Source organism: Paenibacillus sp. FSL M7-0134 (assembly GCF_038007865.1).
GTDB lineage: Bacteria > Bacillota > Bacilli > Paenibacillales > Paenibacillaceae > Paenibacillus > Paenibacillus polymyxa_B.
In genome coordinates, this window is record NZ_JBBOXV010000002.1 from 85,695 (window position 1) to 99,218 (window position 13,524).

Annotated in this window: 16 protein-coding genes; 8 read left to right on the top strand and 8 right to left on the bottom strand. The window is 48.5% G+C overall.

Annotated elements, in window-relative coordinates; translation table 11 throughout:
• Positions 1–38 precede the first annotated feature (38 nt).
• The 3 genes from NSQ58_RS16120 to NSQ58_RS16130 are packed head-to-tail and all read left to right on the top strand — an operon-like array spanning position 39 to position 2,397.
• Positions 39–956 (top strand): ABC transporter ATP-binding protein, encoded by a 918-nt coding sequence (locus tag NSQ58_RS16120; RefSeq protein WP_023986725.1) that lies wholly within the window; start codon positions 39–41, stop codon positions 954–956.
• A complete protein-coding gene (locus tag NSQ58_RS16125) occupies positions 953–1,669 on the top strand; it encodes an ABC transporter permease (protein WP_023986726.1) in 717 nt (238 codons plus the stop codon). The genes NSQ58_RS16120 and NSQ58_RS16125 overlap by 4 nt, the downstream gene beginning before the upstream one ends.
• Positions 1,669–2,397 (top strand): ABC transporter permease, encoded by a 729-nt coding sequence (locus tag NSQ58_RS16130; protein WP_341057849.1) that lies wholly within the window; start codon positions 1,669–1,671, stop codon positions 2,395–2,397. Before NSQ58_RS16125 ends, NSQ58_RS16130 begins: the two co-directional genes overlap by 1 nt.
• A gap of 72 nt (positions 2,398–2,469) precedes the next feature.
• Here the strand turns inward: NSQ58_RS16130 and NSQ58_RS16135 are convergent, their stop codons facing one another.
• The gene (locus NSQ58_RS16135) at positions 2,470–3,426 is read right to left on the bottom strand and encodes an L-lactate dehydrogenase (protein WP_023986728.1); all 957 of its coding nucleotides are present in this window, start codon (positions 3,424–3,426) and stop codon (positions 2,470–2,472) included.
• A gap of 537 nt (positions 3,427–3,963) precedes the next feature.
• Here NSQ58_RS16135 and NSQ58_RS16140 point away from each other — a divergent pair.
• The 3 genes from NSQ58_RS16140 to NSQ58_RS16150 all read left to right on the top strand — a co-directional run bounded on the left by NSQ58_RS16140 (position 3,964) and on the right by NSQ58_RS16150 (position 5,986).
• Positions 3,964–4,788 (top strand): MerR family transcriptional regulator, encoded by an 825-nt coding sequence (locus tag NSQ58_RS16140; RefSeq protein WP_341057851.1) that lies wholly within the window; start codon positions 3,964–3,966, stop codon positions 4,786–4,788.
• 142 nt (positions 4,789–4,930) lie between these two features.
• Entirely contained in the window at positions 4,931–5,752 is an 822-nt protein-coding gene (locus NSQ58_RS16145) for a serine/threonine protein kinase (RefSeq protein WP_341057852.1), read from the top strand.
• Positions 5,753–5,866: 114 nt separating this feature from the next.
• On the top strand, positions 5,867–5,986 hold the full coding sequence (locus NSQ58_RS16150; RefSeq protein ID WP_013369112.1) for a hypothetical protein: 120 nt from the start codon (positions 5,867–5,869) through the stop codon (positions 5,984–5,986).
• A gap of 179 nt (positions 5,987–6,165) precedes the next feature.
• Here the strand turns inward: NSQ58_RS16150 and NSQ58_RS16155 are convergent, their stop codons facing one another.
• The 4 genes from NSQ58_RS16155 to NSQ58_RS16170 form a co-directional block, all read right to left on the bottom strand.
• A complete protein-coding gene (locus tag NSQ58_RS16155; RefSeq protein ID WP_075153617.1) occupies positions 6,166–6,351 on the bottom strand; it encodes a hypothetical protein in 186 nt (61 codons plus the stop codon).
• A gap of 92 nt (positions 6,352–6,443) precedes the next feature.
• Positions 6,444–7,991: a gluconokinase gene (gntK, locus tag NSQ58_RS16160; RefSeq protein WP_028541194.1), complete on the bottom strand. Its 1,548-nt coding sequence runs from the start codon at positions 7,989–7,991 to the stop codon at positions 6,444–6,446.
• Positions 7,992–8,032: 41 nt separating this feature from the next.
• Complete coding sequence (locus NSQ58_RS16165; RefSeq protein WP_028541193.1) at positions 8,033–9,394, bottom strand: GntP family permease; 1,362 nt, start codon at positions 9,392–9,394, stop codon at positions 8,033–8,035.
• A gap of 132 nt (positions 9,395–9,526) precedes the next feature.
• Positions 9,527–10,222: a GntR family transcriptional regulator gene (locus NSQ58_RS16170; protein ID WP_071559407.1), complete on the bottom strand. Its 696-nt coding sequence runs from the start codon at positions 10,220–10,222 to the stop codon at positions 9,527–9,529.
• A gap of 193 nt (positions 10,223–10,415) precedes the next feature.
• Between NSQ58_RS16170 and map the strand changes: the two genes are divergently transcribed.
• Complete coding sequence (gene map, locus NSQ58_RS16175) at positions 10,416–11,162, top strand: type I methionyl aminopeptidase (RefSeq protein ID WP_013308498.1); 747 nt, start codon at positions 10,416–10,418, stop codon at positions 11,160–11,162.
• Between the two features lie 318 nt (positions 11,163–11,480).
• Here map and NSQ58_RS16180 read toward each other — a convergent pair whose 3' ends face one another.
• From NSQ58_RS16180 to NSQ58_RS16190, 3 genes are all read right to left on the bottom strand, one after another.
• The gene (locus NSQ58_RS16180) at positions 11,481–11,978 is read right to left on the bottom strand and encodes a CcdC family protein (protein WP_023986735.1); all 498 of its coding nucleotides are present in this window, start codon (positions 11,976–11,978) and stop codon (positions 11,481–11,483) included.
• 165 nt (positions 11,979–12,143) lie between these two features.
• Positions 12,144–12,620, bottom strand: coding sequence for a disulfide oxidoreductase (locus NSQ58_RS16185; RefSeq protein WP_023986736.1), 477 nt, complete (start codon positions 12,618–12,620; stop codon positions 12,144–12,146).
• Positions 12,604–12,756 carry a hypothetical protein gene (locus NSQ58_RS16190; RefSeq protein WP_023986737.1) on the bottom strand — a complete coding sequence of 51 codons (153 nt, stop codon included), beginning with the start codon at positions 12,754–12,756 and terminating at the stop codon, positions 12,604–12,606. Before NSQ58_RS16190 ends, NSQ58_RS16185 begins: the two co-directional genes overlap by 17 nt.
• Positions 12,757–12,855: 99 nt before the next feature.
• Here NSQ58_RS16190 and NSQ58_RS16195 point away from each other — a divergent pair, with 99 nt between their 5' ends.
• Complete coding sequence (locus tag NSQ58_RS16195) at positions 12,856–13,482, top strand: nitroreductase family protein (RefSeq protein ID WP_023986738.1); 627 nt, start codon at positions 12,856–12,858, stop codon at positions 13,480–13,482.
• Positions 13,483–13,524: the final 42 nt, after the last annotated feature.

Below are 13,524 nucleotides of genomic sequence, written 5' to 3' on the forward strand. Positions count from 1 at the left end.
AAACTTGGCACGTTACGATAGGTGTCGAGGTGAGGAACTTGAACGAATACATTATTGAAACGAACAGTCTCAGCAAAATATACAAAGGCCGCGCGGCGGTTAATCAGCTGGACCTGAAAATAGCTCGAGGAGATATTTACGGATTTCTGGGTCCGAATGGAGCGGGAAAAACGACAACAATCCGCATGCTGCTTGGACTTATTCGCCCAACTCGAGGAACGATCCGTATATTCGGCAAAGATATTCGCAGACATAAGCTCGATATTTTGCGTAAAGTCGGCTCGTTGGTGGAGTATCCTTCGTATTATGGTCATTTGAACGCAATTGAAAATCTGGAGGCCATTCGCCGTATTTTGAATGTACCCAAGCAAAACATTGCGGAAGTGTTGGAGGTCGTCCGACTGACCAAGCATGCCAAACGTCCAGTCAAAGGCTACTCCCTGGGCATGAAGCAGAGACTGGGTATTGCAGCAGCCCTGCTTGGGAATCCCGAAGTGCTCATTTTGGATGAGCCTACGAATGGTTTGGACCCGGAGGGTATTCAGGAAATGCGCACATTGATTCAGGCGATGCCCAAGCAACGGGGGATCACCGTGCTGGTATCCAGCCATCTGTTGAGCGAGGTAGAGCATATGGCGAATACTGTGGGTATTATCCGTGAAGGAGAGCTGGTCTTTCAAAATACGATTCATAATCTCCGTCAGGAATCTGCGGGAGGAATTCGGATCGTAGTGTCGGAACCGGAAGCAGCCCAGTTGATTGCGCGTGAGCAGGGCTACCATTCAGTGAAGGACGGATCGGCGCTGGATTTCGAGAACATGAATGATGCGGCTGTTGCGCTGCTGGTCAGAAGATTGGTCGAAAATACGCATGCCGTATACCGTGTGGAGGAACGCCGCAAATCGCTGGAGGATATGTTCATGCAAGTGGTGGGCAAAGGAGGAACTTCCTTATGATGCTGCGGGCGCTCACGGCGGATCTGCTCAAAGCACGCAGAAAGGGAATCTGGTTCCTGGTGTTTCTCGGTCCCCTTGGGCTGGTGGCGATGCAGGCGCTGAACTTTGGACTCCGCTATGACTATCTGATTCCGCGATACAAGGGCCATTTGTGGGAATCCTTGATGGATAACATCGCTATGTTTGTCCCCCTTGCGCTGGTGTTAGGAGCCACTATGGTCGCTTCCATGTTGGCGAATGTGGAGCATATGTCTAATTCCTGGAAGCAGCTACTGGCCTTGCCGATTTCCAAATTCAGCGTCTATATGGCCAAGCTGACGCTGGCGATCGGGATGCTGTGTGTGTCCTGTGTACTCCTGACGGTAGGGACGTGGGTGTTGGGCATGCTACTCGGCTTCGGAGGAGAGCCGGCGCCGATTGGAGAATTACTGCGGCTTGGATTTTGGCCTTTAGGCGGCACGCTGCCTATGCTCGTATTATTGTTGTGGTTAACGGTCACGTTCCATAACCAGGCTCTGCCTGTAACACTGGGCATTACGTTAGGCATCGGCAGCTTGTTTGCTTCACAGCTGTCCGAATGGTTTCCGTTGGCCTGGCCTCAATTCGCATGGGTTGCACCTCAAGCGTGGATGTTTGCGTCCGTCGGGTGCGGAACGGGTGTGCTTCTGAGCCTGCTGACAGCGGCCCATTTTAGCCGAAAGGATGTGGCGTAATGTTCGGAGGATATGTACGGCTGCTTTCTGTTGAACGTATGAAAATGGCGAAATCGCCCGTCTGGCTCCTTGCGCTCGTCAGCCCGGCCATTGCCGTCTTGATTGGTTTGCTGGCAAACCCGGGAGGGAATTGGCAGGTGTTGTTGTCTGCCATGCTTACAGTTCATGCGCTGCTGTTCATGCCGATGCTGACCGCCGTATTTGCATCTCTGGTCTGCCGATTCGAGCATGGGGGCGGCGGTTGGAAGCAGCTGATGTCATTGCCATTGTCCCGCACGAGTCTGTATGCGGCCAAGCTGACCATCATTATGGCTATGGTCGGATTGACCCAGCTACTGTTCGGAGGAGCGTTGCTGGGTGTTGGAGCTGTGCAGGGTATGAACGGACCGATTCCATGGGCCGTGATCGCTCAAAGTTTGCTCGCCGGCTGGGTAGCCTGCCTGCCGCTGGCTGCGTTGCAGTTGATGGTGTCCTTCCTGTGGTCCAGCTTTGCCGCACCGCTTGCGTTGAATTTCGTCTTCACCGTGCCGAATATTCTGGTCGCCAATTCTCAAACCTACGGTCCGTACTATCCATGGACACAGCCTTTATTGGCGATGATGCCGAGTGGAAGAGACAACTTCGGGGCGTTCATGGTGCCAACTGATACACTGTTGACGGTTATAATAGGTAGCTTTGTCGTATTTACGTTGGCGGGACTGACAGTATTTCGTTATAAAGAGATATAGGGCGAAATACGGGGATTGCAAAAACTCCTTATCCTAAATGAGGGTAAGGAGTTTTTTTACTGTGCTATTGGTTTACACTAAGCCTGAAATGGCACGGATATTATTGCTGATAAGGTGGCAAGAGGCGTCGAACTTGGCTTGTTCTTCCGGACTTAGCTCCAGCTCGATGACCTCTTGAATTCCTCTGCTGCCGATAATCGCCGGAACGCCCGTGCAGACATCGGTGTGTCCGTACTCGCCGTCCAATACAGCAGAGACCGCTATAATTTTACCATCATCATTTAAAATGGAACGAGTAATGTACGCCAGCGCATTGGCAATACCAAAATAAGTGGCGCCTTTGCGGGTGAAGATCTCCCAGCCTGCATCCCGAGTTTTACGGGCAATGTCGTCCAGATCGACGTGGCTGAATCGTTCCTTATGCTGACGCAAAATGTGCAAGAGTGGCTTACCACCAATCGTGACATGTGACCAGGCAACGAATTGGGATTCGCCATGCTCGCCAAGCGCATATCCTTGTACGCTGCGCGGATCTATGGAAAACACCTCAGAAAGCAACGTCTTGAGTCGGGATGAGTCAATGGAGGTGCCCGTGCCGATCACCTTGTTGCGCGGCAGACCGGATATACTTTGTACCATATACGTTACAATGTCGACAGGATTAGCGGCAATGACGAATATACCGTCGAAACCACCCTCCATAATCGCTGTTACAATCTCTCTGGTAATAAGCACTGCGTCATCCAGCACAGATAGGCGGTCTTGACCCGGTTTAGGGTTGGCTCCAGCCGTTATAATCACAACGTCCATATCCGTGCAGTCTGCATACGTGCCTGCACGTACCTTGGTACGTGTGGACGTAAAATCCATACAATGGGACAGATCCAGTGCATGGGCCAAAGCCCGATCATACGTGCGGTCAATCATCATGATCTCATCACAAATGGACTGATTAACCATTGAGTAGGCACAGCTCGAACCGACCATTCCCGCGCCGACAATAGCTACTTTCCTTGCCTTCCCCTTCATCTATGTTGCCTCCTCGTTCCAGCGAACGTTAATATGCTACAAATTATGCCTGAAATCCATTTTACGTTACATAACATAACATATTGCTGATCTTTTGAAAATATCCATTTTTTTGTCTCCATTCTGGAAAATTAAAAATGAACTGTAAATAGAGGTGTCTTTCTAGGATTAATTGTAGAATGAACGTAAATTATCAATACTTTTACTGGAAGGTAGGAGAGGACGTTTCAATTTATATTTAAGGTGACCGCTGTATAAATTATAACATGGACCATGTTGATGGAAGGAATGGTGCCATAGAAATCATGAAAGTGTGACATTTATGTGACGCTCTTTAAAGAGTCTGAAGGGTACATAAAACGAAAGTATTCTCTTACAATGTCGTTTCTTGTATTTCTACAAATATTCCGTTATGACAAAGGTTCTTAGCAGTCTGCAATATTAGAACATTTTTGCCAAAGGGTTTCCAATGGATTTCGCGAATTCTACATATACAAGCTAATTTCTTTCCATACCATCCGGGGAGGTAATGATTAAATGGAAGAAAGCAAATCGACAACGGAAGCAGCAAAGCAGTTGGGAATCGGGGCGAGTACCCTTCGTAAATATGCAGCGGCGCTGGAGGAGCAAGGGTATGTGTTTCAGCGTTCCGCGAATCAATCGAGAATGTTCAGTGCTGAGGATGTTGAGTGCTTGAAGGTGATGCGTTGGGCATTGCGTGAACAGCATATGACGATGGAGCAGGCGGTTCAGGTGGTGCTTGAGAGAGTGACCGCTCCCTTTCAAATGGAGGATGAGGAATTCCGCTTGCCACCCATCTCGGATGCTGAGTCACTGACCGCAACCTGGGAAGAAATAATGGCGGCGGCTGAGGGCAGGGAAGAGACGGTCATGCAGGCGCAAGCTGCTGCTACGGTTGAACTGACAGAGTTACAGGATGAAATGAATGCTCAGGAACTGTCAGAGGAACCCATGATGCAGCTACAGTCGCAGGAGGAGTTCCAGACTTTGGCATCTACCATTGAGTATAGATTGGAGCAAGCACCTGTATCCGTACAAACGCAGGAGTCCGTAGAGCCGCAAGAACTGGCGCAGATGCAGGACATGGTGCAAACTGCATTGTTGGAAATGCGGAGCCGTTTGGAGGAGCTGGAAGCAGAGCACAGCCGTTTGGTGGAAAAGAATATCAGCCTGTCTAACCAACTGGAGGACCAAAAACGCTGGATGAAAGAAAGGATCGATGAGGAACGGGACCGGCAGTTAATTACGAATTTGCGTACCTACCAGGGCAGGCAACGAAAATCGCGCAGTTCGTTGTTGTCCTGGCTTGGTCTGACACCGCGCAGACGCAGAGAGGCATAACCAGCATCTTTTCTGATAAAGACCATCAGACCTTCCCGGTTCTGATGGTCTTTTATCGTGGATGGTATAATAACGGAATACAAGAATACGAACAAGCCGCATAAGAAACGTTGCTGCGGCATGTAGAGGAAAGGATATAAGTATGTTTGCTTGGTTGCGGAACGCATTTGAATCATGGATGGATTATCCGAAACAGCCTGGTGACTTGCTGAGCGGACGTTATGATGTTTGTTCGCTTTTAGGCATGGGGAGCTATGGTCTGACCTATCTCTGTTTGGATCGGCACAGCGGACAAGAGGTGGCGGTGAAATTGCCCAGACCGAGCAAACGGGCAAAGGCAGTTCAGCTATTGCAGCGAGAGGCTCATATTATGCGGCAGATGGAACACCCCAATATTCCGAAGCTACTCGAAAGTGTCGAGCATTCGAACGGAATAGTTGTGGTCATGGAATACATCTCTGGCATGACGCTGGAGGAGCTTATATTTGAACAGGAGCGTTCCTTTACAGAACAGGAATGCGTTGTCTACATTTTGGAGTTAATGGAGCGAGTTCTGCATGTGCATGAACGGGGCTATATCCATCGGGATATCCGCATTCCCAATGTGATTCACCGCGAGGGGAAGCCTTACCTGATCGACTTTGGTCTTGCTCTGGCGATGGGAGAGCGACAGGAAGATGTATTTACCGAATCCATGCTGGAAAAGCGCGCACCTGAGCGACAAGACGTCGCCGTCTACAGCGATTTGTACGATGTCGGACATTTAATGCTTTTTATGCTGTATAGCAGTTACGAGCCTCAGCCAGATCAACCGCCAGCAAGCTGGCAGGAAGAATTGAAACTGAGTTCACCTGTGCGTCAAATGCTGGAGCGTCTTTTTCAGATTCGGCCACGTTATGAGAATAGCCGACAGTTTATGCAAGAGCTGGAGGAAGCATTGTTGCTGCTTGAGATTAACCCATAGATAGTCCCTAAAAATAAACAGGCATTCGCCGCAAAAATGGGGGAATGCCCCCCTTACGCATTTGACCAGGTCTACATACAATGATTCTGTAAATGAGCGAAGGGAGTGTTGTAAATGAGTCATATGTGTGGAGTAGGCGGTATGGGTTGCGGCGTAGGAGCATGGACCTCTGTAGGAGCGATTCTTGTTCTGTTTATTTTGCTGGTGATCATCTCTAAAACCCTGTTTCTGTAATTTCGGTCATAACCGATTTCCTGTAAAATGCACAGATGTTGCCCTGCATAACGAAGGGCGCACAACAATAAAGCGAAGGCCCTTGAGATGAGAAGGGTCTTCGCTTTATAGGGTTTGAAGGAGCCTGTGGCATGCTTCTTGTGGTACGCTCTATTCCGTCGCTACTTCTTGTTGTTTGGCTAAGAACTGGAGTAATGACGGCGTTTATCTTTGTAATATCGGTGCCCATTGTGGCTATTCTTGTAACCGTCTGAAGAAGAATGGTGTTTACGTTCACGTTCGTAATAATGGTCTGAGCTGCTGTATCGCCGCTTATGAGAATGAGAGGTGGAATGTAGCAGGCGGTGCAGTAATTGTTTAAGCATCGTCTAATCCTCCTTCTTACCCTGCCCAACTGACATAGACAGGTTTTTATAAAAAGGTAATACGCAGCAGCGTTAGAACAGGTTCCACTAATTTAAGATTGTAGGGACTTGGCCTGAAATTCCGCAATATCCTTGAACTCTTCTTCGAATTTACGTGAAATGCGGATATAAATCGGTAGTAAATCGCGATAAATATCCACGTGTTCTGCTACAGGTTTGTGCTGGTGAGTGGTACCGATCATACCGGACACAGCATCCAGCGAATCAATCCGTCCCAGCGCGTACAAGCCCAGAATAGCTGCGCCCAGACATGAGCTTTCCAGACTTTCGGGGATAATGACTTCCTGATCGAAAATATCCGCCATGAGCTGTCTCCATAGCTCCGAGCGTGCAAATCCACCAGTGGCGTGAATGACTGACGGTCTGTCGATGACTTCTTCCATGGCGAGCATGACGGTATACAAATTGAACAGCACACCCTCCAGAGCGGCGCGAATCATATGCTCTTTTTTGTGACGCAGGGACAGACCGAAGAAGGAGCCGCGAGCATTTGGGTCCCACAGGGGCGCACGTTCACCGGATAAGTACGGAAGAAAGAGCAGACCGTCGGAGCCAGGACGTACCTGTTCCGCAATTTGGGTCAGCACATGATATGGATCAAGTCCCAGTCGTTTGGCCGTTTCCACCTCGGAGGCTGCAAATTCATCCCGGATCCAGCGGAAGACTATACCTCCATTGTTCACCGGGCCGCCGATGACCCACAGCTTTTCGGTTAAGGCGTAACAGAAAAAGCGCCCTTTGGCATCCGTGAGCGGCTTATCAACTACGGTACGGATGGCTCCGCTGGTGCCGATGGTAACCGCGACAACTCCAGGTTTGATCGCATTCACACCGAGGTTGGACAAGACACCATCGCTGGCCCCGATTACAAAAGGAGTCGTCTTCAGTAGACCCATGTCATGCGCATAGGTCTCATCCAGCCCTTTGAGCACATGAGTTGTCGGCACCAGCTCGGATAGCTGCTCCTTCGTCACACCTGCAATGTGCAGTGCTTCCTCATCCCAGTCCAGCTGCTGCAAATTCATAAGTCCGGTTGCAGAGGCAATCGAGTGGTCCACGACATATTGGTGGAATAACCGGGCAAAAACGTACTCCTTAATGGAAATGAATTTATACGTCTGGGCCGCAATATCCGGTAAATCCCGTGTAATCCACATCAGTTTCGTTAGCGGTGACATGGGATGAATGGGCGTTCCGGTACGTAAGTAAATGTCGTGTCCGTTGTATTCATGTTTGAGCGCTTCGGCCCATTTGGCGCTACGGTTATCTGCCCAAGTGATGGAGGCGGTCAGCGGTTTGCCGTTCTTATCCACCGCCAGTACACTGTGCATGGCCGAACTAAAGGAGACGAACAGCACATGCTCGGCTGACACTCCGCTTTGTTTCATGATCTCTTGCACCGTCGTTACGACAGCTTTGAAAATATCTTCCGGGTCCTGTTCTGCCGCATCCGGCTCAGGTGTATGGAGCGGATAGCCCACATGGTGCTGGGCGGCAATATTGCCGTTTTCTTCGAAAAGCACCGCTTTGGTACTGGTTGTGCCGATATCGACGCCGATCATATATCGGGTGTCTGTCATATTCAATCTCCCCTTCACTTACCGTTATTAGCTCATTATCGTTAAATTAACACACTCAGCAGCATAATCAAACCGAAAGCGACCAGGGAGAGGATGGTTTCCATAACGGTCCATGATTTTAGAGTCTGCGGAACCGTCATATTGAAAAACTCTTTAATCATCCAAAAACCGGCGTCATTCACATGAGACAAGATCAGCGACCCGGCTCCTGTAGCAAGGACGACCAGTTCGACATTCGCGCCGGGAGTAAGTGCCAGCACAGGTGCGACAATACCGGAGCCTGTCGTCATCGCGACTGTCGCTGATCCAGTGGCTACACGAATGAGCGCAGCGACCAGAAAAGCAAATACAATCACATTCATATGGGCTCCTGTAGCGACCGCTGCAATGGCCTGACCTACACCGCTGTCGATCAATACCGTTTTAAATGCACCGCCGCTCCCGATAATTAAGATAATAGAGGCTGTTGGTGCCAGACATTCACTGGTAAAACGGGACAAGTCCTCTTTCTTTAGACCACGTGCATAGCCTAGCGAGAAAAAAGAGAACACAGCCGCAATCAGCAATGCCATAACCTCATCACCAATGAATTTGAAAAATACAGTGAGCGGATGTGTATTGGCCGGGTCTACGATTTCTGCGACTGATCCGCTAAGCATTAGAATAACAGGCAACAAAATGGTGAACAGAGTAATCCAAAAAGGAGGCAACGACCGTCCCGTCGTATTTCTGAACTGCTCGTCCAGCCTCTCGGAAGGTCTGACCATGATTCTTTTGCCAATCCAAGCGCCGAAGACCGGGCCTGCAATAATGGCGGATGGAATGCCCACGATGAGTGCATATCCTATCGTGCGTCCAATATTGGCGTTAAAGGCTTCAATCGCGATCATCGGAGCCGGGTGGGGCGGTAAAAGGCCGTGTACCGTCGATAGTCCTGCCAGCATTGGAATACCGATTTTCAGCAGAGACATATTCATTTTACGGGCAACCGTGAACAGGATGGGAATTAATAAAATAATACCAACCTCAAAAAATACTGGAATACCCACGATAAAGCCTACGATCATCATCGCCCAATGAACGCGTTTTTCACCAAAACGATCCATCAGTGTGGTCGCGATGCGTTCGGCACCCCCGGATTCTGCCATCATTTTACCGAGCATGGTGCCTAAACCGATCACGATGGCGATGGAGCCTAGCGTACTACCGAGCCCCTTGGTAATGGAGGCAGTAACTTCATGTCCCGGCATCCCGTTAACCAGTCCGAGAAATACCGACGAAAGCAGCAGTGAAACGAAGGGATTCCATTTGAATTTGGCAATCAGCAAAATCAAAAGAATGACGGTAACTAGCGCCCATATGAGCAGGGACGCGTTATGGCTTAAGCCGAATAATGTGTTCATGAAGGTATGCCTCCTTATTCTTATATGTGTAGTTAAATGTATACTTGTCGACAACTTTAATGTAAAAGAGAACCGCGCCAGCAAGAAACGCATGAAGCGCGGTACATCGGCTCTTTGTCACGCATGTTGCGGCTAGGACGATGTCTTTCTGTAGGGAGACAGGACGCTGTCGTTAACCGCGTTGCGGGTATCACGGTAATGATCCTCAATAAATCCCGACAACTCCTGAGCATTCCCTTGATTTAAAGCGTTTGCAAAGGTTCGATGTTTGTGAATCGTGACTTGTGATTCTTCGATGTTGGACGCAAATCGTTGTTCTGTCGCAGCTAACATGACCGTCAGGATTAACTGTCTCATACCGTTCCAGGTATGAAGAATACGGGTATGGCCTGCTTCCAGAACCAGAGCCTCATGAAAATTAAAATCCTGAAGAGAAAATTCAACGACATCCCTGTACTTGAGAGCGACTTCCATTTTGTCAATCATCTGATTCAAAACAGTCACCAATGTGGCATTATCACTATGTACATACCTTTGTACAACAAAATGCTCAATCAGCATTCGCACATCGAATAGCTCCTCCATATCACCGGGTGTCATGCCGACGACAACCGCCCCCATGCGTTCCAAACGGATCAGTCCTTCGCCCGAGAGTGCCTTCAAGGCTTCACGCACCGGAGAACGACTGGTACCAAAATCGGCAGCAATCTGATTCTCAGATAGCACAGTACCTGGCGTCTGAATACCCCGTATAATCTGAAGCCGAAGTTCACAAGCAATCCTTTCCCCAAGCGATGCGCCCTGTAACCAGGTTGTTGGATATTTCATAGGATACTCCTATCTTGGAAATAATTTTGCATACTGGTATACAAGTTATGGAGTATTATATACCCCGTTTAAGATCCTTGTAAACGGTGTCAGTTGACATCGGTTCCATTTCGCTGCTTTTAGCGTTACAATAGAAGCAGAAAAAAGAAGCAGTGAAAAGTGGAACGAACACGGAAAAGAAGGAGACCGTTTAATGATTATCATTAAAACCAAAGAACAAATTGAAAATATGAAAAAAGCTGGAGACATTTTGGCTGCTTGCCACCGGGAAATTGCCAAAATGATCAAGCCAGGCATTACGACACTGGAAATCGACGCTTTCGCAGAATCCTTTATGAAGAAGCATGGCGCAACACCGGAGCAAAAGGGCTATAACGGCTACCAGTTTGCAACATGTGGCTCACCTAACGATGTGATTTGCCACGGCTTTCCGAATAAGACACCGTTGAAGGACGGGGACATCGTGACGATCGACATGGTTGTGAACCTGAATGGCTGGCTGGCAGATTCCGCTTGGTCGTATGCGGTAGGTAATGTGTCTGAGCAGGCGCAAAAGCTGCTGGACGTTACCAAGGAATCACTGTATAAAGGGATTGAGCAAGCTGTTATCGGTAACCGGATCGGAGATATTTCCCATGCGATACAAACCTACGCGGAAGCGGAAGGCTTCTCGGTCGTACGCGAATTTATTGGGCACGGCATCGGGGAAGAGATGCATGAGCAACCGCAGGTTCCACATTACGGACCGCCGCACCGTGGACCACGCTTAAAAGAGGGCATGGTCATTACAATTGAGCCGATGCTTAACACAGGCACATACCGCAGTAAAATTGATGCGGACGGCTGGACCGCACGTACGTTGGACGGCGGCTTGTCTGCGCAATACGAGCATACGCTGGCCATTACGGCAGAGGGTCCGATCATTTTGACCCAGCAATAAAAGCAGGCATTCATCGGTGACATACAGACTAACGGGTTGAATGAGCTAGACATGTTACAGAAAAAGGGGCTGTCCAGAGGACGGTCTCTTTTGCTATAAGCATCCGCTGCATGTCCGTTCCAGTCCCAGGCATGTTCAGGCAGATCGAATGCTGTACACTGCGAAGACAGAGGGACGCAATCGAGTAGCTCCTTTTTCCGGAATGCATAATGTAGACCTGATAGACTAAAAGACCAAAAAGACACGGCTCCTGTTAGGAGAACGTGTCTTTTTGGTCTATACAGCAACATGCGAGCATGCATGTTAAAAACCTGTTTGTCAGATGCGAACTTCCGCCTCGTTCGGAACGAACTGACGATATTGGAAATACATACGAAGCCGCCAGTGTAACAAGGTCCCGAAGGCTAGGATGAAAAATAGCCCTGCTGTCTGCGGAATGGTAATGTAATGCTGAATAAATTCATGCAACAGCAATCGGATGATCAGCAGGCTGATCAGGATAAAAAAGAAGGTACGTGAGCGTTGCACGAAAACCAGCCCTTCTTGCAATTCAAATTTGGTGCTGCGGATCAACGGGTAAGAAAAAATAAACCAGCCGACCAGAAAAGCGCCCAGCGCCCAAAGCCAGGGAACCCGTACCTCTGGCACCACAAACATCATAAACCCGGTGCTCATGCCGAGCGGAGGAATGATGATTTTTTTGGCATTAATCGGGCGATGACCTGTCTTCATACGGATGAAAATAGCCGATATAGCGATTAAGATCATACCGAAGGTTGCGCCATATTGCAGCAATGGGGTGCTAATATGAAACATGGACTGGCCCCCTCTATAAGGAATATAAGCGTTATTGGACAGACTGCAAACCTTTTACATTATAGCACATATGCAATGGATATATTTAGTTACAGTCTTTCCTTGGGCAAGCGGATTATACGCCTCTTGGTGGTAACGGGTCCTATAATTAGGTCTCTTTCATACTTATGCGAGTTCCTTTGCTTGTACCTCTCCTTGAGCTGATTTTTTCTCCTGACGCATGATATAACCCATGGCTGCAATAATAAGGATAAAGGCGATCAGTGCGAGAAAAGGAATGGTGATAAAATCGAACCAGTTCAGGTAATCCTGTTCACAGGATACTCTGCCGCAGGAAGTTGAAGTTTGCGCAGCTGCTTTGGCGGCTGCATGGATGCGCTGAATGATAAAATGATAGGCCGCAATCGCGCCTCCAATGATAGCCAACGGCATGACGTAACGACGTATCCCCGAATCTCCTCGAAAATATGCAATTCCGAGCAGAAGGGTCAGGGGATACATCAGAATGCGCTGAAACCAGCACAGCTTACAAGGCTCATACCCCAAAATCTCGCTGAGATACAGACTGCCCAAAGTTGCCACACAAGCTACAACCCAGGCGGCAAACAAAGCAATATCCGTTTTTTTAAACGATCCAATCATAGTAACGCTCCTTTTTTAATTCAAATGAGAACAAAATGAACTCACCCGTGTCTTGTCCCATCGGCAGGCATATGCCGATATGCATGTCTTTATCCGTATTGTACTGTATTTTGAGTGCAGGGTCATACTTAAACATATTGACATCATTCACTATCATTTTTATAATTGCAGTAGTTTGGGAAGTTAATGAGGATTCAAGTTAGATATATATTAAGAAATTAGGAGAGTGCCTAGAATGTCGAGCAGTCCAAAAAATGAAACTCTATCTACTATTAGTGAAAGACACGCGGTAAAGAGCTATGTTAAGGATTTTAAATTGCCAGAGGAAGATTTGGAGGCTATTTTGACTGCCGCGATAGAAGCTCCTTCCGCTTGGAACCTTCAACATTGGAAATTCCTTGTCATCGAAAGCGAAGCGGACAAGCAAAAATTGCTACCTATCGCCTACAATCAGGGTCAAGTAGTGGAAAGTTCCGTTACGATTGCTGTATTGGGTGATTTGGAAGCAAACCGTAACACCGTCATTTATGATCAAGCGGTAGAAGCAGGCGCACTGCCAGCGGAAATCCGTGACGCATTGGTAGGTCAAATCAACGGCGCGTACCAAAACCCGCAAGTAGCTCGCGATGCCGCCATCCTGAACTCTGCTTTTGCAGCACAAAACATTATGCTGGCTGCTAAATCTCTGGGCTACGACACTTGCGCAATGGGCGGTTTCATTCCAGCACAATTGATCGAGCAATTCAATATTCCGGCACGTTACCTGCCAACCCTGCTTATTAGCGTAGGTAAGGCACAAGTACCAGCACGTCCATCAGGACGTTTCCCACTGTCTGAAGTTGTTGTAAAAGGTAGCTTCTAAGAAGATTTGTGAATGTAAAAGGGTGTTCCTGCAACCGTTCGT

Excerpts from the sequence above, each read along its gene's own strand:
- gntK (WP_028541194.1), bottom strand. The coding sequence starts at position 7,991 with ATGACAGACACCCGATATATGATCGGCGTCGATATCGGCACAACCAGT.
- map (WP_013308498.1), top strand. The coding sequence starts at position 10,416 with ATGATTATCATTAAAACCAAAGAACAAATTGAAAATATGAAAAAAGCT.
- NSQ58_RS16140 (WP_341057851.1), top strand. The coding sequence starts at position 3,964 with ATGGAAGAAAGCAAATCGACAACGGAAGCAGCAAAGCAGTTGGGAATC.
- NSQ58_RS16195 (WP_023986738.1), top strand. The coding sequence starts at position 12,856 with ATGTCGAGCAGTCCAAAAAATGAAACTCTATCTACTATTAGTGAAAGA.
- NSQ58_RS16130 (WP_341057849.1), top strand. The coding sequence starts at position 1,669 with ATGTTCGGAGGATATGTACGGCTGCTTTCTGTTGAACGTATGAAAATG.
- NSQ58_RS16185 (WP_023986736.1), bottom strand. The coding sequence starts at position 12,620 with ATGATTGGATCGTTTAAAAAAACGGATATTGCTTTGTTTGCCGCCTGG.
- NSQ58_RS16190 (WP_023986737.1), bottom strand. The coding sequence starts at position 12,756 with ATGTTTAAGTATGACCCTGCACTCAAAATACAGTACAATACGGATAAA.
- NSQ58_RS16180 (WP_023986735.1), bottom strand. The coding sequence starts at position 11,978 with ATGTTTCATATTAGCACCCCATTGCTGCAATATGGCGCAACCTTCGGT.
- NSQ58_RS16165 (WP_028541193.1), bottom strand. The coding sequence starts at position 9,394 with ATGAACACATTATTCGGCTTAAGCCATAACGCGTCCCTGCTCATATGG.
- NSQ58_RS16150 (WP_013369112.1), top strand. The coding sequence starts at position 5,867 with ATGAGTCATATGTGTGGAGTAGGCGGTATGGGTTGCGGCGTAGGAGCA.
- NSQ58_RS16135 (WP_023986728.1), bottom strand. The coding sequence starts at position 3,426 with ATGAAGGGGAAGGCAAGGAAAGTAGCTATTGTCGGCGCGGGAATGGTC.
- NSQ58_RS16170 (WP_071559407.1), bottom strand. The coding sequence starts at position 10,222 with ATGAAATATCCAACAACCTGGTTACAGGGCGCATCGCTTGGGGAAAGG.
- NSQ58_RS16145 (WP_341057852.1), top strand. The coding sequence starts at position 4,931 with ATGTTTGCTTGGTTGCGGAACGCATTTGAATCATGGATGGATTATCCG.
- NSQ58_RS16155 (WP_075153617.1), bottom strand. The coding sequence starts at position 6,351 with ATGCTTAAACAATTACTGCACCGCCTGCTACATTCCACCTCTCATTCT.
- NSQ58_RS16125 (WP_023986726.1), top strand. The coding sequence starts at position 953 with ATGATGCTGCGGGCGCTCACGGCGGATCTGCTCAAAGCACGCAGAAAG.